The sequence below is a fragment of the Clostridium disporicum genome (assembly GCF_001405015.1).
In the GTDB taxonomy this organism is placed as follows: domain Bacteria; phylum Bacillota; class Clostridia; order Clostridiales; family Clostridiaceae; genus Clostridium; species Clostridium disporicum_B.
In genome coordinates this window covers 49,242-70,964 of record NZ_CYZX01000016.1, presented here as the reverse complement: position 1 = coordinate 70,964, position 21,723 = coordinate 49,242, and the positions used below count along the sequence as shown (strand labels likewise).

The 21,723-nt window shown below is 29.3% G+C and carries 23 protein-coding genes; 20 read left to right on the top strand and 3 right to left on the bottom strand.

What is annotated here, in order from left to right; genetic code table 11:
• The first annotated feature begins 290 nt into the window (after nucleotides 1-290).
• The 7 genes from mnmE (at nucleotide 291) to ARA56_RS11435 (ending at nucleotide 7,903) form a co-directional block, all read left to right on the top strand.
• Nucleotides 291-1,670, top strand: coding sequence for a tRNA uridine-5-carboxymethylaminomethyl(34) synthesis GTPase MnmE (mnmE, locus tag ARA56_RS11465; RefSeq protein ID WP_055266804.1), 1,380 nt, complete (start codon nucleotides 291-293; stop codon nucleotides 1,668-1,670).
• Nucleotides 1,671-1,680: 10 nt separating this feature from the next.
• Nucleotides 1,681-3,570 carry a tRNA uridine-5-carboxymethylaminomethyl(34) synthesis enzyme MnmG gene (gene mnmG / locus ARA56_RS11460; protein WP_055266802.1) on the top strand — a complete coding sequence of 630 codons (1,890 nt, stop codon included), beginning with the start codon at nucleotides 1,681-1,683 and terminating at the stop codon, nucleotides 3,568-3,570.
• A 1-nt stretch (nucleotide 3,571) separates the two neighbouring features.
• On the top strand, nucleotides 3,572-4,291 hold the full coding sequence (rsmG, locus tag ARA56_RS11455) for a 16S rRNA (guanine(527)-N(7))-methyltransferase RsmG (protein ID WP_055266800.1): 720 nt from the start codon (nucleotides 3,572-3,574) through the stop codon (nucleotides 4,289-4,291).
• A gap of 208 nt (nucleotides 4,292-4,499) precedes the next feature.
• On the top strand, nucleotides 4,500-5,267 hold the full coding sequence (noc, locus tag ARA56_RS11450) for a nucleoid occlusion protein (protein ID WP_055266798.1): 768 nt from the start codon (nucleotides 4,500-4,502) through the stop codon (nucleotides 5,265-5,267).
• A gap of 448 nt (nucleotides 5,268-5,715) precedes the next feature.
• Nucleotides 5,716-6,477 carry a ParA family protein gene (locus ARA56_RS11445; protein WP_055266796.1) on the top strand — a complete coding sequence of 254 codons (762 nt, stop codon included), beginning with the start codon at nucleotides 5,716-5,718 and terminating at the stop codon, nucleotides 6,475-6,477.
• Between the two features lie 13 nt (nucleotides 6,478-6,490).
• Complete coding sequence (locus ARA56_RS11440) at nucleotides 6,491-7,372, top strand: ParB/RepB/Spo0J family partition protein (protein WP_055266794.1); 882 nt, start codon at nucleotides 6,491-6,493, stop codon at nucleotides 7,370-7,372.
• Nucleotides 7,373-7,405: 33 nt separating this feature from the next.
• Nucleotides 7,406-7,903, top strand: a complete 498-nt coding sequence (locus ARA56_RS11435; RefSeq protein ID WP_148315769.1) for a DUF4446 family protein — start codon at nucleotides 7,406-7,408, stop codon at nucleotides 7,901-7,903.
• Between the two features lie 27 nt (nucleotides 7,904-7,930).
• On the opposite strand, the gene yyaC is transcribed toward ARA56_RS11435, so the two are convergent.
• Both yyaC and ARA56_RS11425 read right to left on the bottom strand, forming a co-directional pair.
• A complete protein-coding gene (yyaC, locus tag ARA56_RS11430) occupies nucleotides 7,931-8,530 on the bottom strand; it encodes a spore protease YyaC (RefSeq protein WP_055266790.1) in 600 nt (199 codons plus the stop codon).
• Between the two features lie 264 nt (nucleotides 8,531-8,794).
• Nucleotides 8,795-9,952, bottom strand: a complete 1,158-nt coding sequence (locus tag ARA56_RS11425) for an aminotransferase class V-fold PLP-dependent enzyme (protein ID WP_055266788.1) — start codon at nucleotides 9,950-9,952, stop codon at nucleotides 8,795-8,797.
• Nucleotides 9,953-10,120: 168 nt separating this feature from the next.
• On the opposite strand from ARA56_RS11425, the gene ARA56_RS11420 reads away from it, so the two are divergent.
• The 13 genes from ARA56_RS11420 to ARA56_RS11360 all read left to right on the top strand — a co-directional run bounded on the left by ARA56_RS11420 (nucleotide 10,121) and on the right by ARA56_RS11360 (nucleotide 20,139).
• Complete coding sequence (locus ARA56_RS11420; RefSeq protein ID WP_055266786.1) at nucleotides 10,121-10,360, top strand: putative Se/S carrier protein; 240 nt, start codon at nucleotides 10,121-10,123, stop codon at nucleotides 10,358-10,360.
• Between the two features lie 17 nt (nucleotides 10,361-10,377).
• Nucleotides 10,378-11,280, top strand: coding sequence for a mechanosensitive ion channel family protein (locus ARA56_RS11415; RefSeq protein WP_084759025.1), 903 nt, complete (start codon nucleotides 10,378-10,380; stop codon nucleotides 11,278-11,280).
• 25 nt (nucleotides 11,281-11,305) lie between these two features.
• On the top strand, nucleotides 11,306-11,497 hold the full coding sequence (locus ARA56_RS11410; RefSeq protein WP_055266784.1) for a DUF951 domain-containing protein: 192 nt from the start codon (nucleotides 11,306-11,308) through the stop codon (nucleotides 11,495-11,497).
• A gap of 100 nt (nucleotides 11,498-11,597) precedes the next feature.
• Nucleotides 11,598-11,885, top strand: coding sequence for a 30S ribosomal protein S6 (gene rpsF, locus ARA56_RS11405; protein ID WP_055266782.1), 288 nt, complete (start codon nucleotides 11,598-11,600; stop codon nucleotides 11,883-11,885).
• Nucleotides 11,886-11,901: 16 nt separating this feature from the next.
• Nucleotides 11,902-12,360 carry a single-stranded DNA-binding protein gene (locus ARA56_RS11400; RefSeq protein WP_055266780.1) on the top strand — a complete coding sequence of 153 codons (459 nt, stop codon included), beginning with the start codon at nucleotides 11,902-11,904 and terminating at the stop codon, nucleotides 12,358-12,360.
• 34 nt (nucleotides 12,361-12,394) lie between these two features.
• Nucleotides 12,395-12,637 carry a 30S ribosomal protein S18 gene (rpsR, locus tag ARA56_RS11395; RefSeq protein ID WP_055266778.1) on the top strand — a complete coding sequence of 81 codons (243 nt, stop codon included), beginning with the start codon at nucleotides 12,395-12,397 and terminating at the stop codon, nucleotides 12,635-12,637.
• 156 nt (nucleotides 12,638-12,793) lie between these two features.
• On the top strand, nucleotides 12,794-13,108 hold the full coding sequence (locus ARA56_RS11390) for a MazG-like family protein (RefSeq protein WP_055266776.1): 315 nt from the start codon (nucleotides 12,794-12,796) through the stop codon (nucleotides 13,106-13,108).
• Between the two features lie 25 nt (nucleotides 13,109-13,133).
• The gene (locus tag ARA56_RS11385; protein ID WP_055266773.1) at nucleotides 13,134-15,074 is read left to right on the top strand and encodes a DHH family phosphoesterase; all 1,941 of its coding nucleotides are present in this window, start codon (nucleotides 13,134-13,136) and stop codon (nucleotides 15,072-15,074) included.
• Nucleotides 15,075-15,117: 43 nt separating this feature from the next.
• Nucleotides 15,118-15,564, top strand: a complete 447-nt coding sequence (gene rplI, locus ARA56_RS11380; protein WP_055266771.1) for a 50S ribosomal protein L9 — start codon at nucleotides 15,118-15,120, stop codon at nucleotides 15,562-15,564.
• Between the two features lie 12 nt (nucleotides 15,565-15,576).
• Nucleotides 15,577-17,454 (top strand): Lon family ATP-dependent protease, encoded by a 1,878-nt coding sequence (lonC, locus tag ARA56_RS11375; RefSeq protein WP_055266769.1) that lies wholly within the window; start codon nucleotides 15,577-15,579, stop codon nucleotides 17,452-17,454.
• 131 nt (nucleotides 17,455-17,585) lie between these two features.
• Complete coding sequence (locus ARA56_RS11370; protein WP_055266767.1) at nucleotides 17,586-18,923, top strand: replicative DNA helicase; 1,338 nt, start codon at nucleotides 17,586-17,588, stop codon at nucleotides 18,921-18,923.
• 139 nt (nucleotides 18,924-19,062) lie between these two features.
• Nucleotides 19,063-19,245, top strand: a complete 183-nt coding sequence (locus ARA56_RS11365; RefSeq protein ID WP_055266765.1) for a DUF1858 domain-containing protein — start codon at nucleotides 19,063-19,065, stop codon at nucleotides 19,243-19,245.
• Nucleotides 19,246-19,395: 150 nt separating this feature from the next.
• Nucleotides 19,396-20,139 carry an acyl-[acyl-carrier-protein] thioesterase gene (locus ARA56_RS11360; protein WP_055266763.1) on the top strand — a complete coding sequence of 248 codons (744 nt, stop codon included), beginning with the start codon at nucleotides 19,396-19,398 and terminating at the stop codon, nucleotides 20,137-20,139.
• A 133-nt stretch (nucleotides 20,140-20,272) separates the two neighbouring features.
• Here the strand turns inward: ARA56_RS11360 and ARA56_RS11355 are convergent, their stop codons facing one another.
• Entirely contained in the window at nucleotides 20,273-21,517 is a 1,245-nt protein-coding gene (locus ARA56_RS11355) for a BaiN/RdsA family NAD(P)/FAD-dependent oxidoreductase (protein ID WP_055266761.1), read from the bottom strand.
• Nucleotides 21,518-21,723 lie beyond the last annotated feature (206 nt).

Here is a 21,723-nt window from a genome sequence, read left to right as displayed (position 1 = left end):
GTTTTTAATATTATTTTTTACAAACTTCGTGAAAATTTCATCTATTATTCTTAAATAGAAACTTTTAATTCTTAACTGCTATAACTTTGACTTATATAAAATAGTCTTGTAAAATGAATATTATTGAAATTAGGGTATAATAATTATAAGAAATGACAAGTGACAAATTAATTATTAAAGTAAGTTATAGCTTAATTTATAAAAAAATGTAATTTTTAGAAACTATGAAGTTAGCTTGATAAATAATTTGTCATTTTTAACTTGTCACTATATTAAGCGGAGGATATTAAATGAAGGATTTTGATACAATTTGTGCCATTGCAACGGCATTAGGTGAAGGCGGAATTGCAATAATAAGAGTATCTGGTGATAAAGCTTTAGATATTGTCTCAAAAGTTTTTAAAGCTCATAGTGGTCAAGATATTAAAACTATGAAATCTTACACTATGAAATACGGACATATTTATGATATAGATAATAAAGAATTAATTGATGAAGTTATTATTAGCTTTATGAAAGGGCCTAAAAGCTTTACAGCAGAGGATACAGTAGAAATAAATTGTCACGGAGGAGTTGTTTCTACTAATAAGGTGTTAGAAACTGTTATAAAGGCTGGGGCAAGATTAGCAGAACCAGGAGAGTTTACTAAAAGAGCGTTTTTAAATGGTAGAATAGATTTGTCTCAAGCAGAAGCTGTTATGGATATTATAAAAGCTAAAACTGATCTTGCTATGAAATCAGCTTTAATGCAAAGTACAGGACACTTATCAACTCAAATTAATAAACAAAGAGAGTATATGTTAAATATATTAGCTTTAGTTGAGTTTGCTGTTGATTTTACGGAAGATGATGAAGAGGTTGATCCTAGTATACCTCTTAAAGTAGCAGAAAGCTTAGAGAAGAGTATAAGTGAAATGAGTACATTATTAAGAGGTGCTGATGAAGGAAAGCTTATAAGAGAAGGTTTAAGCCTTGCTATAGTAGGTAAACCTAATGTTGGTAAATCATCATTATTAAATGCTCTTTTAAGAGAGAAGAGAGCTATAGTAACAGATATTGCTGGTACAACTAGAGATGTTATTGAAGAATATATTAATTTAGATGGTATTCCTGTTAAGGTAATAGATACAGCAGGAATAAGAGAAACAGAAGATATAGTTGAAAAGATCGGAGTAGAGAGATCTAAAGAGAAGCTTGAGGAAGCAGATTTAGTATTATTAGTATTAGATACTTCAAGAGAATTAGATCAAGAAGACAAGGATATAATTGAATCAGTAAAAGATAAAAAATGTATATTAATATTAAATAAAATTGATTTAGAGTGGAAAATTGAATCGGGTATCTTAGATAGTTTTGAAAATGTAATTAAAATTTCTGCAAAAGAAGAAATTGGATTAGATGAGTTAAAGCAAACTATAAAAGATTTATTCTTTAATGGAAAAATAGATGCGGAAAGTTTAATAATTTCTAATTCACGTCATAAGCAAGCTTTATATAGAGCTTTAGAAAATGCTGAAAATGCTTTAGTAAGAGTTAAAAATAATGAGTATTTAGATTTAATATCAATCTATGTTACAGCAGCTTTAAGAGCTTTAGGAGAGATTACAGGTAGTGAGTTAGAAGAAGATTTAGTAAATAAGATATTTAGTGATTTCTGTGTAGGAAAGTAGGGAAGTAAAGATGAGATATAGTGCAGGAGAATATGACGTAATAGTAGTTGGAGCAGGGCATGCAGGATGTGAAGCAGGTCTTGCTTCAGCAAGAATGGGTTTAAAAACATTAGTATGTACTTTAAACCTAGATGCAGTTGGTTTAATGCCTTGTAATCCTAATATAGGTGGAACTGCGAAAGGGCACCTTGTAAGAGAAGTTGACGCTTTAGGTGGAGAAATGGGTATTAACATAGATGAGACGTTTATTCAATCAAGAATGTTAAACACATCAAAAGGGCCAGCAGTTCACTCACTTAGAGCGCAAGCTGATAGAAAAAAATATCAAGATAGAATGAAGAGAACTTTAGAAAATCAAGAAAACCTTGAATTAAGACAATTAGAGGTTTTAGACATAGAAGTAGAAGATGGAAAAGTTGTTGGGGTATTAACTAAGAATGGAGCTTTTTATAAATGTAAGGCTCTTGTACTTACAACAGGTACATATTTAAGAGCAAGAATTATTATTGGAGATGTTTCTTATAATAGTGGGCCAAATGGATTAGCAGCAGCTAATGAATTAACAGCTGCGTTAAATAGAATAGGTATTAAGACTAGAAGATTTAAAACAGGAACTCCTGCTAGAATTAATAGAAGATCTGTAGATTTTTCAAAAATGATAGAACAACCAGGGGATGAAAAAATAGTACCATTCTCATTTATGAATGAAAAGATTGAAAAAGATCAGATGTCTTGTTGGTTAACTTATACTAATGAAGAAACTCACAATATAATAAAAGAAAATATAGATAGATCTCCTATGTACAATGGTAGCATAGAGGGGGTAGGGCCTAGATATTGTCCATCTATAGAAGATAAGGTTATGAAGTTCCCAGATAAAAACAGACATCAAATATTCATTGAACCTGAAGGTGAAGATACTCTTGAAATGTATGTTGGCGGGATGTCATCATCTTTACCAGAAGATGTTCAAATTAAGATGTATAGAACATTACCTGGATTAGAAAATGTAGAATTTTTAAGAACAGCTTACGCTATAGAATATGATTCAATAGATTCAACAGAACTTAAGCCAACATTAGAATTTAAAGAAATTGAAGGTCTTTATTCAGCTGGTCAATTAAATGGAAGTTCAGGGTATGAAGAGGCTGCAGCACAAGGTTTAGTTGCCGGAATAAATGCAGCGTTAAAGGTTCAAGGAAAAGACCCTATGATATTAACACGTTCAGATGCATATGCTGGGGTTTTAATAGACGATTTAGTTACTAAAGGTACAAATGAGCCTTATAGAATGATGACTTCTAGAGCAGAGTATAGATTGCTTTTAAGACAAGATAATGCAGATTTTAGATTAACTGAGATTGGAAGAAAAGTTGGATTAGTTTCTGATGAAAGATATAACAAATTCTTAGATAGAAAAGCTAAAATTGAAAGTGAAGTTGAAAGATTAAAAAATCTTCAAATAACTAATAAGAGAGAAAATAACGAATTTTTAGTATCGCTTAATACAGCTGAGCTTAAAAAGCCAATAAGTATGTATGAGCTTATAAAAAGACCTGAAGTTGATTATTTTGTTTTAGCACCGTTAGATCCAGAAAGACCAGAATACACTGATGATATTGGTGAGCAAGTAAATATTATTGCAAAATATGAAGGATATATAACAAGTCAGTTAGAGCAAGTAAATCAATTTAAAAAGTTTGAAAAGAAGATATTGCCTGAAGATATAAATTATTCAGATGTAAAAGGATTAAGAATAGAGGCAATTCAAAAATTAAGTGCAATAAGACCAATTAGTATAGGGCAAGCATCAAGAATTTCAGGAGTTTCTCCTGCAGATATATCAGTATTATTAATATATTTAGAAAATCAAGCTAGAAGAGCAAAACAGGAGGACTAAAATGGAATTTTTTGATTTAATGTCAACAGCTGCAAAAGATGTAGGAATAGAATTAACTAAAGAACAATATGAAAAGTTCATTAAGTATATGAGACTTGTTCAAGAATGGAATGAAAAAATAAATTTAACAGCAATAACTGAGGATAATGAATTTGTAAAAAAGCATTTTATAGATTGTATAAAAGCGTTTAAATCAAATGCTATAAAAGAAGCAAAAACTTTAATTGATGTTGGAACTGGGGCTGGTTTCCCTGGTCTTCCAATAGCAATATTAAGTCCAGAGACTAAAGTTACTTTATTAGATTCACTTAATAAGAGAATCAATTTCTTAAATACAGTAGTAAGAGAATTAGATTTAAAGAATGTAACAACAATTCATTCAAGAGCTGAAGATGGAGCAAGAAATCCAGAATTAAGAGAGCAATTTGATGTTGCTACATCTAGAGCGGTAGCTAATATGGCTGTATTATCTGAGTTCTGTATGCCTTTTGTAAAGAAAAATGGGTACTTTGTTGCATTAAAAGGGCCATCTATAGAGGAAGAATTAGAAAATGGAGCTAACGCAATTAAAACTTTAGGTGGAGAATTAAAGAATATTATAGAAGTTGAGGTCGAAGGGACTGACTTAAATCATAATATAGTTGAAGTATTAAAAGTAAATAAATGTCCAAAAACCTATCCTAGAAAAGCAGGAACAATTAATAAAAAACCTATAAAATAGCATAAAAGTATATATTTTTATTGAAATTTATGGCATAATTAAACTTTAGAGAGAATAAATTGTATATTTGTGTAGAAATATAGATTAATATAGTTTAATTTGTATTACGAAAGTCTCATATATAAGAAGGAAATGATTAATTAATACAGAAATGTTAAAATATGGGATAAAATGTTGAGTAATTAGATATAAGGGATGGGCGGGAGAAATGAGTAAACAGATAATAAATATAAATGTAGATGAGATATTTCCAAATACATATCAGCCAAGAAGATATTTTAATGAAGAGGCTTTACAAGAATTATCTGCATCTATAAGGGAATATGGAATAATTCAACCAATAACGGTAAGAAAAAGAGGCGAAAAATTCGAACTAGTTGCTGGTGAAAGAAGATGGAGAGCTGCAAGAATTGCAGAATTAAGTCATGTTCCATGTAACATAATAGAAATTACTGATACAGAATCAGCTGAAATTGCTTTATTAGAAAACCTACAAAGAGAAGACTTAAACTTTATGGAGGTTGCCGAAGCTTATTATAATTTAATTAACGATCATAAGTTCACTCAGGAAGAATTAGCTAAGAGAATGGGGAAAAATCAATCTACAATAGCTAACAAGCTAAGATTGTTAAAGTTAAGCCCAAAAGTTAGAGCAATATGTTTAGAAAATAATTTAACTGAAAGACATGCTAGAGCATTATTAGCTTTACCGAACGAAGAGTTGCAATTAAAAGTTTTAGATAAAGTAATAAAAAATGGTCTTAATGTTAAGAAAACAGAGGAGTTAATCAATTCTGAGTTGTTAGAAAAAGCAGCAGAAGAGAGAAAAAGTAAAAGAAGAGGCGTTATGCCAGGAAAACTATATGTTAATACTATAAAACAAGTATTCAATAAATTTGATATACCAGCTGAATATAAATTAAAAGAATTAGATGATAGTATAGAGATTACAGTATCTATTCCTAAAAATAAATAGAAGAGAGCAGTACGGATTAAGTACTGCTCTTATTAATTTCTAAGGAATAATTAAGAGTTTTGATTTAAGGATAAAATTTATTATATATAACATGTAAATATATTTTTAAAATTATAGCAATTTTATTTTTAGTATATTACATAATTGAAGTCTAAATGTAAGAAAGATAAATATGAGATAAAGTCTTATTAATTTATAATTAAGTCATGCTTTGATAAAAGGAGTTGGCTTTTATGAAAAAAATAATGGCAATTATTAAGATTATATTTTTAGTTATATTTATAGGGTATGATGAAGAAAAATTTCATTTAGCATAAAAAATGTTTCACATGAAACATTTTTTTTATTTGACATAAATTTTTATTATGACGCCCTTTAATTATGGAAAAAAAGCAGATATAATAGAAATAAAAGGGAGGGGGGTGGAGTCCTTAATAGGACAAAACTTATGAAGAAAATATGTATTTTTAACCAAAAGGGTGGAGTTGGTAAGACTACTACTAATATAAATTTATGTGCTTACTTAGCAATGGAAGGATATAAAGTTTTAACTATCGATATTGACCCACAAGGAAATACTACTAGTGGATTAGGATTAGATAAGAAAAATTTAGAATTTTCAATGTATGACGTATTAACAGCTAATGTTTCTTTAAGTGATGTAATACTTAAAAGTGAATTAATACAAAACTTATATATAGCTCCGGCAACAATGGAATTAGCTGGTGCTGAAGTTGAAGTTATTAATAGAAGTGATAGAGAAACTATACTTTTAAATGAAATAGCAAAAGTTCAAGATGACTTTGATTTCATTTTTATAGATTGTCCTCCATCATTAGGAGTATTAACTATTAATGCACTTACTGCAGTTGATTCTGTACTTATTCCAATTCAATGTGAATTTTATGCATTAGAAGGTGTTGGACAATTAATAAATACAATTCAGCTTGTTAAGAAATCTTTAAATAAGTCATTAGATATTGAAGGGGTAATAATGACTATGTATGATTATAGAACAAATTTAAGCAATGAAGTCTATGATGAAGTTAAAAAGTTCTTCAATGAAAAAGTCTTTAAGACTACTATTTCAAGAAATATTAGATTAGCTGAAGCTCCAAGTTTTGGACTTCCGGTAATGTTATATGATGAAAAATGTAAGGGTGCAGATGCATATAAGGCTTTAACAAAAGAATTTTTAAGCAGACAATAGGAAGGTGAATATCATGAGCAAAAAATTTGGATTAGGTAAGGGATTAAATGCTCTTATTCCAGAAGATACAAATTTAGGTCCTTCAATTAATAAAATAGAGAAAAAAACTTCAGATAAAAATTTAATAGATATTAATTTAATAAGAAGTAATATAGATCAACCAAGAAAAACTTTTGATGATGAAAAAATTATTGAATTATCAGAGTCAATAAAGCATCATGGAATTGTTCAGCCGATTATCTTAAGAAAAGAAGAGGATAATTATGTTATAGTAGCAGGTGAACGTAGATGGAGAGCTGCTAAAATGGCAGGGCTTAAGGAAGTTCCTTCGATAATAATGGATTTAACAGATAAGCAAGTATTAGAAATATCATTAATAGAGAATATTCAAAGACAAGATTTAAATTCAATTGAAGAAGCGATGGCATATAAAAAATTAATTTCTGATTTTGATTTAACACAAGAAGAATTAAGTAAGAGAATAGGTAAATCACGTGTTGCTATAACTAATACAATTAGGTTATTAAATTTAGGTGAGGATGTTCAACAATATTTAATAGAAGGTGTAATATCAGAAGGACATGGTAGAACCTTACTAGGCATTTCAGATAAAAAATTACAGTATGAGTTAGCTCAAAAGGTTATAGATGATAAATTATCTGTAAGAGAATTAGAAAATATTATTAAACGAATAAAAAAAGATGTAGATAATTCTTCAAAAAAGAAGTCAGAGACTGAATTAACGAATCCATACTATAAGGATATAGTGGAAAGATTACAAAATTACTTCGGTACAAAAGTAAATTTAAGTAATAAAAATAATAAAGGTAAAATAGAAATCGAATATTATTCCGAAGAGGATTTACAAAGAATTTTAGAAATAATTAAATTATAATGTTTCATGTGAAACATGGAGGGACGGATAAAGGTGAGTAATATACTAAATATAATTAATGAGTACTCAGGACTTATAGTGATTGGATTAGCTATTATAACATTATTATTGTTAATAACTACAATAGTTTTATTACTTTCAGTTAATAAAGTAGAGAAAAAATATAGAAAAATGATGAGAGGAACAAATAGTAGAAATTTAGAAGAAGTTATAAATTCTAATTTAGATAATATTGATGTTGCTCTTAATAATTCTAAGGAATCTCTAGAAAGATGTGAAAAAATAGCTGAAGATTTAAAATCATGTGTAAACAAGGTTGCTATAATGAGATATAAGGCTTTTGAAGATGTAGGAAGCGATTTAAGTTTTTCTATAGCTATATTAGATTCTTATAATGATGGAGTAATTATAACTGGTATTTATTCTAGACATGATAGTACTACATATGCAAAACCTATAGATAAAGGAATATCAAGATATGATTTATCAGAAGAAGAATTACATGTATTAAATGAGGCTATAAATAAGTAGATAGCAAAAGGATAGTAAGTAAAATTACTATCCTTTTTTATTTAATTTGCTAATTGAAAATTTATTAGGTGAAGAAAAATCTATTGAAATTTTATTCAAACATTTTTGTATTCCGTTAGTAATACAATCAGCTAATGACATAACAGTAAATAATCTAGTATTTTGAAGAACAATAAATTCTAAGCTACCAGATATATTGACAACTCCTGTAATACTAAGATCTCCAACTGAGGGTAAATCTTTATTAAGTGCTAAACCTGGGTTAAGAGGTTTTTCCTCTATAAATATTTTACCAACATTTTGAACATTTCCTAAAGAAGAATCAATAGCTATTATATAAGGATTAATAAAATACTTTTCTATTTTTTCTAATATAGTAGTTATATTTTTTGAGTGAACTGGGGTTTCCAAACAACCATATATGTATATATTATTTTTATGCTCAGATTTCAGTTTATAACCAACTAAAGGACCAAGAGAATCACCAGTACATCTATCAGTTCCTATACATAAAAAAATAATAGGTCTATTATCTAGAATAGGTTCTTTTAGTTTTGAGTATAAATAATCTCTAATTTTATTAACTGTAGTTGGTGACATAGAATCTTCACAAAAATATTTATCCATAAAACACTCTCCTTATATAGAAATTATTGACAGTTTTTATAGAAAATATTCAAAATATAATAAAAAAAGTGCGAGCTAACGCTCGCAAGTGAAAGAGTGGTTTTGTCGAAGTAAAAATACTACTATTATAGCAGGGAAAAGTTAACTTAAGTTAAAGTAAAAAGTATATACTTCCTAATATTTACATATACGATATTTTTTTGTGATGCCTGTGATATTTTCTATTTTGATTAAGTAAAACTTTTCCTAAAAGTGCTTCGCACTTTATACATATAATTTGTTTATTTTATTGAGTGAGTCCACTGTATATTTTATTTCATCTAAAGTATTAAAGTATCCTAAACTTAGTCTAACGGTTCCGTTAGGATATGTTCCAATTGTTTGGTGAGCTAACGGAGCACAATGAAGACCACTTCTATTACTGATTCCGAAATCAGAATCTAAGATATATGAAAGTTCACTAACATCTAAGTTATTATGTGTAATAGATACACATGATGTTCCATTAGATGGATCTAAATCACCATAGATATTAAAGTTATTAATATTAGAAATCTCATTAATTAAATAAGATCTTAAATAAGAGTTATGTTCATAAATAGTATTAAGGCCTTCTTTTTCAATAAATTTTATACCTTCATATAATCCGATTATACCAGGAATATTTAATGTACCAGATTCAAATTTATCAGGTAAAAAGTCTGGCTGAGTTAATGAATGAGAAAGACTTCCTGTACCACCAAGAATATATGGATTACAGATTTTATTTAACTCATCATCTATGATAAATCCACCTATACCTTGAGGACCAAGTAAACTTTTATGTCCAGTAAATGCTAAAGCATTAAGATTAAATTTTTTAAAATCAACTTCTAATACCCCTGCACTTTGAGCAGAATCTAGTATGAAAAATATATTATTCTTTTTGCATAATTCTCCGATTCTTTGTATAGGTTGAATAGAACCAGTAATATTAGAGGCATGAGTAATTACTATTAGTTTAGTATTAGGTTTAATTGCTTTAGAAATTGAATTTACATCGAGTATTCCGTTTGATTTTGCAGAAACTATTTCTAGATCAATACCTATATTTTCTTTTAAATTATATAAAGGTCTTATAACGGAATTATGTTCCATAGAAGAAGTTATGATATGATCTCCAGGCTTTAATATTCCATTAATCAATATATTAAGCGATGAAGTTATATTATTAGTAAAAATTACATTTTCAATCTTATGAAAATTAAAAAAGTTAGCTATTGTTTCTCTAGCTAAAAATAAATATCTATTTGATTCTAATGCGTTAGAGTGATTAGCACGTCCAGGATTTCCACCAATGTTAGTTAAATAATTATAAATTGAATCTGAAACTGATTTTGGCTTTGGAAATGATGTACTTGCATTATCTAAATATACATTCATAGTGCTTACTCCTTGTAAAATTAGTCTTATAAATATGATAAAATAAATAGAGAAAAAAGCAAGAGTGTATTACAAAATTTTGAAATAGATGAGATATTAAAGTAATATATTTATTATAAGAACAAAGTAGGTATAATATAATTATGAAGAAGATTTTAGGAGGACAAGATGAAGTATTACATAATAGTTTTTAAGAATACTCATACAGCTATGAGTGGAGAAAAAAAATTAAAGGAAATAGGGATGAATTTTAGAATTATGCCAACACCAACTACAATAACTCAAAGTTGTGGAATTTGTATAAGATTAGAAGATGAAGAAAGCGTTAATAGAATAATTAATGAAGAAGTCATAGAATTTAAGGCAATATATAAAAGAGATAACGGATGTTATGAATTAATAAAATAATAGGGAGGCGTTAGTAGGTGAATAACATTTTAGCTCTTGCTAAGATAGTTTCAACAGATGAGGGTAAGTATGCGTGGAGCTGGGAAGGTTTAAAAGTAAATCCAGATACTTTAAATTCATGGATAGAAACAGGTCTTTCTGTGATTTTGAGAATCGTTATCGTATTTATAGCTATAAATTTAGTTATAAAAATAGGTAATAAAATAATTAATAAATTTGTAGATAAGCAAGTAAAAAGTAAAATGAGTTTTTCGTTAGATCCTCAAAAGGCGATAACTATAGGTGAAGTCTTAAAGAGTGTACTGAAATATACTGTTTATTTAGTTGGGGTTGCACTTATGTTTTATGATGTTTTTGCAAAGATACCGGTTGCTTTAGCAAGTGCTGGGGGATTTGCAATAGGTCTTGGGGCTCAAAGTTTAGTTAAGGATTTAATTAATGGATTTTTTCTTTTATTTGAAGATCAATATGGGGTAGGGGATCACGTTACTATTTCTAACTTTACTGGTATAGTTGAAAGTATGGGAATCAGGACAACTGTTTTAAGGGATTTTACAGGTGATTTACACCTTATTCCAAATGGCTCTATATTAGAAGTTACTAATCATTCAAGAGGTGATATAAGATTTATAGTTGATGTAGATATAGCTTATGAAGAAAATATAGACCAAGCTACAAATGTAATTAAAGCTGTTAATGAAGCTTTTGAAGAAAAACATAAAGATAAGCTAAGAGGGCATATTGAAGTGCTAGGAGTTACTTCATTAAATCCATCGGGAATAACTATTAGGGTTATCGGAAGAGCAAAACCATTAAGCCAATGGGAAATGGAAAGAGAATTAAGAAAAGAAATTAAAGAAGCATTAAATAAATCAGGAATAGAAATTCCTTATCCAAAGACTTATATTGTAAATAAATAATTTTATTTTTAGGAGGCTATTATAAATGATAGAAACTTTTGAACTAGGTGATATAGTAGAAATGAAAAAAGAGCATCCTTGTGGAAATAAAAACTTTGAAATCATAAGAGTTGGTGCTGATGTAAAAATTAAATGTACTGAATGTGGTAGAATAATAATGCTTCCACGTCGTAAATTCCAAAAAGATGCAAAAAAGGTAGTGAAAACAAAAGAATAAAATAAAAAAAGCTTGAAATAGTCAACATAAAGTGATAAACTTTTAAATTGTAATCCTGCTGCGTATGTAGCAGCCGTTAAGTCCAAAGGAGGTGAAAATGATGAGAAAGTACGAAACTATATTTATACTACACCCATCATTTGATGAAGAAGCTGTAAAAGCTAACATCGAAAAGTTTAAAGGTGTTATAGAAAATGGTGGAGGAACTATCGAAAACGTAGATTTCTGGGGTAAGAGAAAACTTGCTTACGAAATAAAGAAAGTTAACGAAGGTTTCTACACATTAATCAATTTCGAAGCTAACCCAGAATTACCAAGTGAGTTAGACAGAATATTCAGAATCACTGATGGTGTTATAAGACATATCATTGTTAAACAAGAAAACTAGTAGGTGGTGTTAAAGAATGAATAAAGTAATTCTAATAGGTAGATTAACTAAAGATCCTGAGTTAAAGTATACTCCAGGAACAGGGACTGCCGTAACAACACTAACTTTAGCAGTTGATAATTATAACAGCAAATCTGGCGAAAGAACTGCCGATTTTATTCCTGTAGTAATATGGGGAAAGCAAGCTGAAAACACTGCTCAATATATGAGTAAGGGTAGTCAAATTGCAATAAGCGGTAGAATCTCAGTTAGAACATATGATGCAAAAGACGGCACAAAGAGATATGTAACAGAAGTTGTTGCTGATACATTTAACGGTGTAAGCTTCTTATCAAAAGGTAATGGAGCAGGCAATAATGGAGGTTCATTCGGTGGCGGAAATGGATATTCTACTCCAGCAAGCAATGATGTGTTTGGTGGAATGAGTTTCGAAGAAGACATGACTCCAGTAGATGATGGAGATATGCCATTCTAGAAAGTCTAATTAATTTTATAAGGAGGGAACTAGCATGAGAGATATGAAAAGATCTGGAAAAATGAGAAGATCTAAGAGAAAAGTATGTGCTTTCTGTGTTGATAAAGCTGAATCAATAGATTACAAAGATGTAGCTAAGTTAAGAAAGTTTGTTACAGAAAGAGGTAAGATATTACCAAGAAGAATTTCTGGAACTTGCGCTAAGCACCAAAGACAATTAACAGATGCTATAAAGAGATCAAGAAACATAGCTTTATTACCATTTACAACAGAATAGTAATAAGATTATTAGCCCCTGAGAATCAGGGGCTTTTGTGTTATATAAAAATAAAAATAATTTACATAATTTGTAATACAATCCCTTATATAGTTGCATTAATATAAAAATAACTTTAAAATATAAGTTACAGGGTATTGGAATAGAGGTGAAATAATGAGAAAAGAAGAATTTAATATAATGGCCAATATTAAGATGATAGAAGAATTAAAAGCGAACTTATTGTGTCTTATAGGAGATCTTTATACTCTTTTAACTAGAGGTACTAATATAGCTAGAGACTCTATATTAAATTGTATATCTGGTGCTATTTTAATTCTTTATGTTTTAGCACAAAAGTTAGGATATAGTTGCGATGAAGTTGATGATGATATGAGTAAAAAGCTAAAGATTGGTATTACAGAAGAGCATGAATATGAGAGAGAAGGTAAAAATTTAAGTAAGCTTCAAAATCATATAAAGCAGCGTTAATAATATAAGGCTTAGGAGGCTTTCAATGAAGGAAAAACTTAAGGATTATCAACAAGTGATAGTACCAGCTATTTTTATATTTATAAGTATGATATTTTTCTATAATGATAAGTTTATAGTAGGAAGTATTATATTATTGGCGTTTATTATATACAGTTATTACTTAAATTTGAATGAGCGTTATAAAGATGAAAAGGATAAAAGAGTAGTATCTAAGCTTAAATTAAATATTAATGATAATATTTCAAACATGATAGCTCCAATTGCTCTTATTAATGAAAATGGAGATATTATATGGGCAAATAAAAAATTAGCTAATGAATTAGATTTAAAAGATAATGAAGTACAAAATATTGTTAGTATTACAAGAAGCATAGATTTACAAAAGCTTTTGAAATGTGATAAAGATTTAAGTCAGCGTATAAAGGTAAAAAACTATGTTTATAGTATATATGCTAGCAAAATAATTGGAGAAGATGAACTTATTAATGATGTATATGCAGTGTATTTTATAGAAGTTAGCAATTTGAGTGATTTAAATACAACTAAAGAAAGTGTAATGTTAATTGAAGTAGATAATTTATCTGAGGTTCTTGAAAGTACAGAAGAAAGTGAAAGACCTTTACTCGTAGCAGAAGTAGAAAGAACTATTAATTTATATGCTCAAAAGTTGAAGGCACTTATTGTTAAATATGGTTCTAATAGATATGCATTATCGATCATAGATAAGTATATTACTGAAGAAATAAATAATAAATTTGATATATTAGAAAAAATATCTGAAATTGAACGTGGTAATAAGTTTGAACTTACTTTAAGCATTGGAATAGGAAGAGGAGGATCTACTCCTCAAGAAAATTATAATAATGCAGTTACTGCTAAGGAGCTTGCTTTAGGTAGAGGCGGTGACCAAGTTGCCATAAAAAATAATGAAAAGATAATTTTCTTTGGTGGAAATACTAGAGAGTTTGAAAAGAGAACAAGAGTAAGAGCAAGAGTTATTGCTCATGCATTAAAGGATCTTATCTATGAGAGTAGTAATGTATTAATTATGGGACACAAGAATCCAGATATGGATTGCTTAGGTGCTGCGGTTGGTTTATGGTCTACAATAAAGCAAATTGGCAAGAATTGTAATATTATTTTAGATAATGATAGAAATGCTATTGAATATTACATGAGTAGGTTAAAAAGTGATAGCAAGTATGATAAAACATTTATTTCTAGAGATGAGGCAGAAAAAAATATCAATGATAAATCTTTATTAATAGTAGTAGATGTTCATAATAAAGGGTATGTAAGTAATATTGACTTAGTTGAAAAAGTGTCTAGAAAGATAATTATAGATCATCATAGAAGAAGCCCTGATATAGTTGAAGGCACGTTATTAAATTATATTGAGGTATATGCATCATCTACCTCAGAAATGGTAACAGAACTAATTCAGTATATGGTACAAAAGCCTAGAATATCAAAGGTTGAAGCTGAAGGGCTTTTAGCTGGTATTGTTATGGACACTAAAGAATTCCAATTTAAGGCTGGAGTTAGAACATTTGATGCAGCGTCATTTTTAAGATCTATAGGTGCTGATACATTGGAAGTTAAAAAAATGTTTAATGATAGTTTAGAAGATTATTTAGTTATAGCCGATACTATTAAGAATGCAGATGTAAAAAATAAGGTGGCGATAGCTGTTTGTCCAAGTAATGTTGATAATACAGTTATAGTAGCTAGAGCAGCTGATGAATTATTAACTATCTCAGGAATAGAGGTATGCTTTGTTTTAGCTGAAATAAATAATAATGTAATAATAAGTGGACGTTCTCTTGGGGATGTTAATGTTCAAGTTATATTAGAAGAACTTGGTGGCGGTGGTCATATGAATATGGCTGGAGCTAAATTAAAACTTTCTATAGAAGAATCTATAGAAGCTTTAAAAAATTCTATAGAAAAGCATTTAAAGTAGAACAAATGTGACAAGAATAAAAGATAAAGGATAGGTGTATAAGATGAAAGTTATTTTATTACAAGACGTAAAGAAAATGGGGAAAAAAGGTGATGTTATAGAAGCATCAGATGGATATGCTAGAAACTATTTATTTCCTAGGAAATTAGCAGAAGAAGCAACAGCAAATGCTTTACACGTTGTTAATGCTAAAAAGGAAAATGAAAGAAGAAAGAAGCTTGCTGAACTAGAAGCAGCTCAAAAGTTAGCAGCTGAATTAAAAGGTAAAGAAGTTACAGTAAAAGCTAAAGCAGGAGAAAGTGGAAGATTATTTGGAGCTATAACAAATAAAGATATAGCTGAAGTTATTAACACAACATTTAAATTATCAGTAGATAAGAAAAAAGTAGTAATGGAAACAATAAAAATTGCGGGAACATATGATGTAGAAATTAAATTATATCCAGAAGTATCAACAAAGATAAAGGTTATAATTGTCCCTCAACAATAAGGAGGATTTAATTTGGAATTACAAAATATATTAGATAGTGATTTACCGTTAGAGTCAAAGGTGAATGTATTATTTGAGATACTTAATAATGTGCTTGATGAAGGTGCTGTAAGAGCTAGAACTGTTAGATTTAAGTTAAATAAGTATGTTAATTCACCAAAAATAAACGAGAGAATATATGCACTTAATGTTATTGCATCAGATGGAAAAGGAGCGAAGGTAGTTCCAAATGATGATACAGCACGAGATATATTAGAGGATGTAGTTTATTGGATATCTGAAAATATAGCTAAAAAATATGTGCAAAGACAAATAGAAACTGAAGTTGAAAAGAGTCTTGTTGAGAGACAAGAGAAGTTTATGGATGAACTTAGACTTTCTATAATAAGAAAGCAAAAAGGTTCTGAAAATAGCAAAACAGCACTTAAGCTTGAGAAGCTTGAGAAGCTTGATGCTAAAAAGATAAATAAAAATGTAATGAATCTTTTAAGACCAGAAACTTTTGAAGAGATTGTTGGGCAAGAGAGAGCTGTTAAGTCATTAATATCAAAGATGGCATCTCCATACCCACAGCATATAATCCTTTATGGGCCTCCAGGAGTAGGTAAGACATCAGCAGCAAGACTTGCTTTAGAAGAAGCTAAAAAACTTAAATTTACGCCTTTTGATGAGGAATCAAAGTTTGTTGAAGTTGATGGAACAACATTAAGATGGGATCCAAGAGAAATAACAAATCCTCTATTAGGCTCAGTACATGATCCTATATATCAAGGTAGTAAGAAAGACTTAGCTGAGATAGGTGTACCTGAACCAAAACCAGGTTTAGTTACAGATGCACATGGTGGAGTTTTATTCATTGATGAAATCGGTGAATTAGATGAAATACTTCAAAATAAACTTTTAAAAGTTTTAGAAGATAAAAGAGTAGAGTTTTCATCATCTTACTATGATCCAGATGATGAAAACATACCAAAATATATAAAATATTTATTTGATAATGGAGCACCAGCTGATTTTGTTTTAATAGGGGCTACGACTAAAGATCCAAGTGAAATTAATCCAGCTTTAAGATCAAGATGTACAGAGGTTTATTTTGAGCCATTATCTGCTACAGATATAGAAGGAATAATTGAAAATGCAGCTAAAAAGTTAGAAGTAACTTTAGAAGATGGTGTTGCAAAGCTTATTAGTCAATATACTATTGAAGGTAGAAGAGCTGTAAATATATTATCAGATGCTTATGGATATTCTTTATATAACTCTCAAGGGGAAGATACAAAAGGAATAATAAAGATAAGCGATGTAGAAGAGGTATTATCTATAGGTAGATATTTACCTTATGAAAGAATAGATAATTTAGACAGTTCTGAAGTAGGGCATGTATATGGATTAGGAGTAAGTGGATTTGTAGGATCTACTATAGAGATTGAAGCAGCTGTATTCCCTGCAAGAAAAAAAGGTGCAGGAACTATTAAGTTTAATGATACAGCAGGTTCAATGGCAAAGGATTCTGTATTTAATGCAGCTTCTGTTATAAGAAAGATTACTGAAAAAGATATAAGAGATTATGATATACACGTTAATGTAATTGGTGGAGGAAAGATAGATGGGCCTTCAGCAGGAGCAGCTATAACTGTTTGTATAATTAGTGCTCTTACTAATAGACCAATACGTCAAGACATTGCTATTACAGGTGAGATTTCATTAAGAGGTACTGTGAAGCCAGTTGGTGGTATATTTGAAAAAATATATGGTGCTAGAAGAAAAGGAATTAAACTTGTTGCTGTCCCTAAAGATAATGAAAAAGAAGTCCCTCTAGGGCTTAGTGATATAGAAGTTAAATCTATAACTAATATAGAGGAACTTATGGAGATAGTATTTGAGAAGTAATGTGGATTAAGCTTCCTTAGTAGGAAGCTTAATTTTATTGTGTGAAAAAAAGAATTTTAATATACATAATATAAATTTCTTTAGATTTTGTTATAATAAATTTAGAATACTTAGGAGGGAGGGTTACTTATATGGAAACACCAATGATGAGAAGTTTACCACAGAGTATTGAAGCTGAACAGTCTGTTATAGGTGCTATGATAATAGATAAGAGCGCTATAGCAAAAGTTCTTGAAAAGCTTAAAGAAGATGACTTTTATAGAGATGGTCATAAAATAATATATAAGGCTATACAGCATATGTTTTCGCAAGATATGGCTGTAGACTTAGTAACATTATTAGAATATTTAAAGACTACTGATAACTTAGATAAAGCTGGTGGAGTTACTTATATATCAGAGTTAAGTGCTTCTGTACCAACAACGGCCAACTTAAGTTCATATATAAAAATAGTTGAAGAAAAATCTACTTTGAGAAAGCTAATTAAGGCATCTACAGCAATCATAGAGGAAAGTTATAATAGCGGTGATGATGTAGGAAAGGTTATTGATATAGCTCAAAAGAAGATGTTTGATATAGCTGAAAAGAAAGACTCTAAAGAGTATGAACCATTATCAAACGTTCTTGAAAGAGGATTTTTAGAAATAGAAAGATTATTTAATAACAGAGGAGCAATAACAGGGGTTGGATCTGGAATAAAAGACCTAGACGCAAAAACATCTGGATTCCAAAAAGGTGATATGGTGCTTATAGCAGCCAGACCTTCAATGGGAAAAACAACTTTCTCACTTAATATAGCTGAGAATGCAGCATTAAAAGAGGGGAAGAGTGTAGTTATATTTTCTCTGGAAATGTCTAAGGAGCAATTAGCTTATAAGTTATTATGCTCTCAAGCAAATGTTGATATGTTAAAACTTAGAACTGGTAATTTAGATGATGATGACTGGGAAAGAATTGCGAGAGCTACAGGACCATTATCTAAGGCAAAAGTGTATATAGATGATACAGCAGGTCTTAGCGTTATGGAAATGAGATCTAAGTGTAGAAAGATAAAAATGGAACATGGTATTGATATGATACTTATAGACTACTTACAACTTATGTCTGGTAGCTCAGGTAGTGATAATAGACAACAAGAAGTATCGGAAATATCAAGATCTATTAAGGCATTAGCTAAGGAGATGGAGTGCCCAGTTATAGCTTTATCACAGTTATCTCGTGCACCAGAGCAAAGAGCTGACCACAGACCAATGCTATCTGACTTAAGAGAGTCAGGATCAATTGAGCAGGATGCTGACGTAGTTATGTTCTTATATAGAGATGAATACTATAATAAGGAAAGTGAAGACAAAGGAATTGGTGAATGTATTATAGCTAAGCAAAGAAACGGCCCGGTTGGAACTGTTAAAATGGCTTGGATTGGAGCACACTCTAAATTTGCAGATTTAGATTTAGTTCATAAAGAATAAATAATATTAAAATATTAAAAAGATGCTTATATTAAGAAAGCATCTTTTTAATTTAGAAATCACCTTGAAATATTATGAGAACTTGTATAGAATATATTTAATTATTAATAAAAACACTATTAAAGGATAGGTGAATGTATTGATTACTAAGGAAATGACTATTGGTGAAGTTATAAAGGCTAATGTTAATAAAGCTGATGTACTTATGCAATTCGGAATGGGATGCGTAGGGTGTCCATCTGCTCAAGCAGAGACGGTGGAAGAGGCTGCAAGAGTTCATGGTATAGATTTAAATGAGTTATTAGATGCTCTAAATAGATAATAGTATATATGGTATTTTAAAGTCAGCATTGCTGGCTTTTTTATTATTTTATAAAAATTAAATTATAAACTTAATTTAGAATTTTAATATTATAAAATTTATGTGGTAAAATATGTTTAGCAATAAATTAATGGAAAGTGGGCGTATTAAGTGGGAAAAAGATTTGAAAGAGAATATGAGATTCATTATTATGATGTTGATGTAAAATTACAATGCAAAATTGAATCTATAGTTAATTACTTTACAGACATAGGAACGAAGCAATCAGAGAAGCTTGGTGTAGGAATTGATTATATGACAGAAAGAAATTTGGCATGGGTATTCTGTAAGTATGATGTAAAGATAAATAGATATCCTAAATATGGAGAAAAGATTAGAGTAGCTACAAATGCTTTGGGATTTAAGAAATTTTATGCATCAAGATTATATGAAATATTTGATGAAGAAGGTAATAAAATTGTTGAAGCAGTTGGAATATTTTTATTGATAGATATTAATAAGAGAAGAGCGGTAAGAATACCTGTAGAGCAATATGAGTTTTATGGTGTTAGTGAAGAAGAAGAGTGCAATATAAATGTTTCAAAATTAGAAAAATTGAAAGAGGAAATGTACTCAAAAGAATTTAAAGTAAGATATACTGATATAGATTCTAATACACACGTTAATAATGTTAAATATATAGAATGGGCATTAGAATCAATACCGGTAGAGATATTATATAAAAATAACTTAGTTGAATTAAGCGTAGTCTTCGAGAAGGAATGTTCCTATGGAGATGAAATAAAATCAATATGTGAAATTAAAGAAAATGATGATCAATATATTATTTTACATAAGATAGAAAATGCAGAGGGAAAAGAATTAACAACATTAATATCAAAATGGGATAAATAGAATGGTAAATGACAAATGGAGAATGGCAAATTAATAAATAAAGCCAGTTATTATGACTTTTAAAAAATATATTTTAAGAGACTGCAAAGCAGTTTCACTACTTAATTTGCCACTTGCCATTGTTAATTTGCCATTATTTATTTGCGATTGATTTTGCAGCTACATATCCAGAACTCCAAGCCCATTGTAGATTAAATCCACCACAATCTCCGTGAACATCTATAAGCTCACCAGCAAAATATAGATTAGGAACTATCTTAGATTCTAATGTATCTGGATTAATTTCAGAAGCATCAACTCCTCCAATAGTTACTTGAGCTTGATTGAAATCATTTGTACCGATACAAGTAAATTTCCAACCTTTTAGCGTTTGAATTAATTTATTTTTTTCTTTCCAAGAAAGTTCATAACATGGCATATGTAAATCAGTAATACCGCATTCTTTTAAAAGAACAGGTATTATTTTTTTGTTTATTACGCCTATGAAAGCATTTATTATAGGTCTATGAGAAAGAAGAGCAAAATGACATTCTAAGAAATCTATTAACTCATCTTTTGTATAGTTTGGCATAAGGTCAACAATAACTTCTGTTTTTTTGCTATTGCTAGTAGCTTGAGATGCTAAAGCTGATATTTGAAGTATCGGAGGACCAGAAATACCGTAATCAGTGAATAATATTTCACCAAAGTCTTCTTTGACTTCTTTATCATCTACAAATAATTTTGCATAGCCATCAAATTTAACGCCTGAAAGTGCTTTAAGATGTTCATATTTTAATTTTAATTGAACTATTCCAGGTAAAAGCTTTGTTATTGAATGTCCTAAATTTTTTGCTAAATAATATGCAGAACCATCTGATCCTGTTTTTGGAGCAGATTTTCCTCCACAGGCTAATATTAAGTTTTCACATGTGAATAATTTATATTCTTCATTACTTGTGGATAATTTAAAAACTTTTCCCTTGTGGATATCTTTTATTTTGCAGCTTGTGTATAAAGGTATGTTTCTATCTTCTAGTGACATTTTTAAAATATCCACAACTGAAGAGGCTTGAAGGGACTGTGGATATAATTTTCCTCCTTTTAGAGGAACTATTGGAAGACCTAAAGATAAAAAATAATTTAATGTATCATCTACACCAAATTGACTTAAAACAGACGAAAAGAAATTATCACAATTACTATGATAATTAATAAAAGGTTCAGCAACACATCTATTAGATATATTACATCTACCATTTCCTGTAGTTAATATTTTTTTTCCAACTCTATCAGTACCTTCAACAATGGCTACATCTATCCCAAAATCTTTAGCAGTTATAGCAGCTATCATTCCAGAAGCTCCACCACCGACGATTATTAAATCATGATATATCAAAATAAGAACACTCCTTTAATATTAGTTTTATATAAAAAGTTTGAAATATTTTTTTAGTTAAGAGTTAATGATCAAAAGTTAATAGTTGAGATAAAACTATTATTTAGTTTATTGAAAATATATATTTTAAGAAAATTAATTTTAATCTAAATATATAACTCGTAACTTTTATCTTTTAACTATATATTGTGTAATTTTCATAAAGC

Bases quoted from the DNA above. Each gene is read 5' to 3' on its own strand.
- noc (WP_055266798.1), top strand. From the start codon at position 4,500: ATGAGTAAACAGATAATAAATATAAATGTAGATGAGATATTTCCAAAT.
- ARA56_RS11410 (WP_055266784.1), top strand. From the start codon at position 11,306: ATGATAGAAACTTTTGAACTAGGTGATATAGTAGAAATGAAAAAAGAG.
- rpsF (WP_055266782.1), top strand. From the start codon at position 11,598: ATGAGAAAGTACGAAACTATATTTATACTACACCCATCATTTGATGAA.
- ARA56_RS11425 (WP_055266788.1), bottom strand. From the start codon at position 9,952: ATGAATGTATATTTAGATAATGCAAGTACATCATTTCCAAAGCCAAAA.
- yyaC (WP_055266790.1), bottom strand. From the start codon at position 8,530: ATGGATAAATATTTTTGTGAAGATTCTATGTCACCAACTACAGTTAAT.
- mnmE (WP_055266804.1), top strand. From the start codon at position 291: ATGAAGGATTTTGATACAATTTGTGCCATTGCAACGGCATTAGGTGAA.
- ARA56_RS11420 (WP_055266786.1), top strand. From the start codon at position 10,121: ATGAAGTATTACATAATAGTTTTTAAGAATACTCATACAGCTATGAGT.
- rsmG (WP_055266800.1), top strand. From the start codon at position 3,572: ATGGAATTTTTTGATTTAATGTCAACAGCTGCAAAAGATGTAGGAATA.
- ARA56_RS11400 (WP_055266780.1), top strand. From the start codon at position 11,902: ATGAATAAAGTAATTCTAATAGGTAGATTAACTAAAGATCCTGAGTTA.
- ARA56_RS11370 (WP_055266767.1), top strand. From the start codon at position 17,586: ATGGAAACACCAATGATGAGAAGTTTACCACAGAGTATTGAAGCTGAA.
- ARA56_RS11440 (WP_055266794.1), top strand. From the start codon at position 6,491: ATGAGCAAAAAATTTGGATTAGGTAAGGGATTAAATGCTCTTATTCCA.
- ARA56_RS11390 (WP_055266776.1), top strand. From the start codon at position 12,794: ATGAGAAAAGAAGAATTTAATATAATGGCCAATATTAAGATGATAGAA.
- ARA56_RS11445 (WP_055266796.1), top strand. From the start codon at position 5,716: ATGAAGAAAATATGTATTTTTAACCAAAAGGGTGGAGTTGGTAAGACT.
- rplI (WP_055266771.1), top strand. From the start codon at position 15,118: ATGAAAGTTATTTTATTACAAGACGTAAAGAAAATGGGGAAAAAAGGT.
- ARA56_RS11385 (WP_055266773.1), top strand. From the start codon at position 13,134: ATGAAGGAAAAACTTAAGGATTATCAACAAGTGATAGTACCAGCTATT.
- mnmG (WP_055266802.1), top strand. From the start codon at position 1,681: ATGAGATATAGTGCAGGAGAATATGACGTAATAGTAGTTGGAGCAGGG.
- rpsR (WP_055266778.1), top strand. From the start codon at position 12,395: ATGAGAGATATGAAAAGATCTGGAAAAATGAGAAGATCTAAGAGAAAA.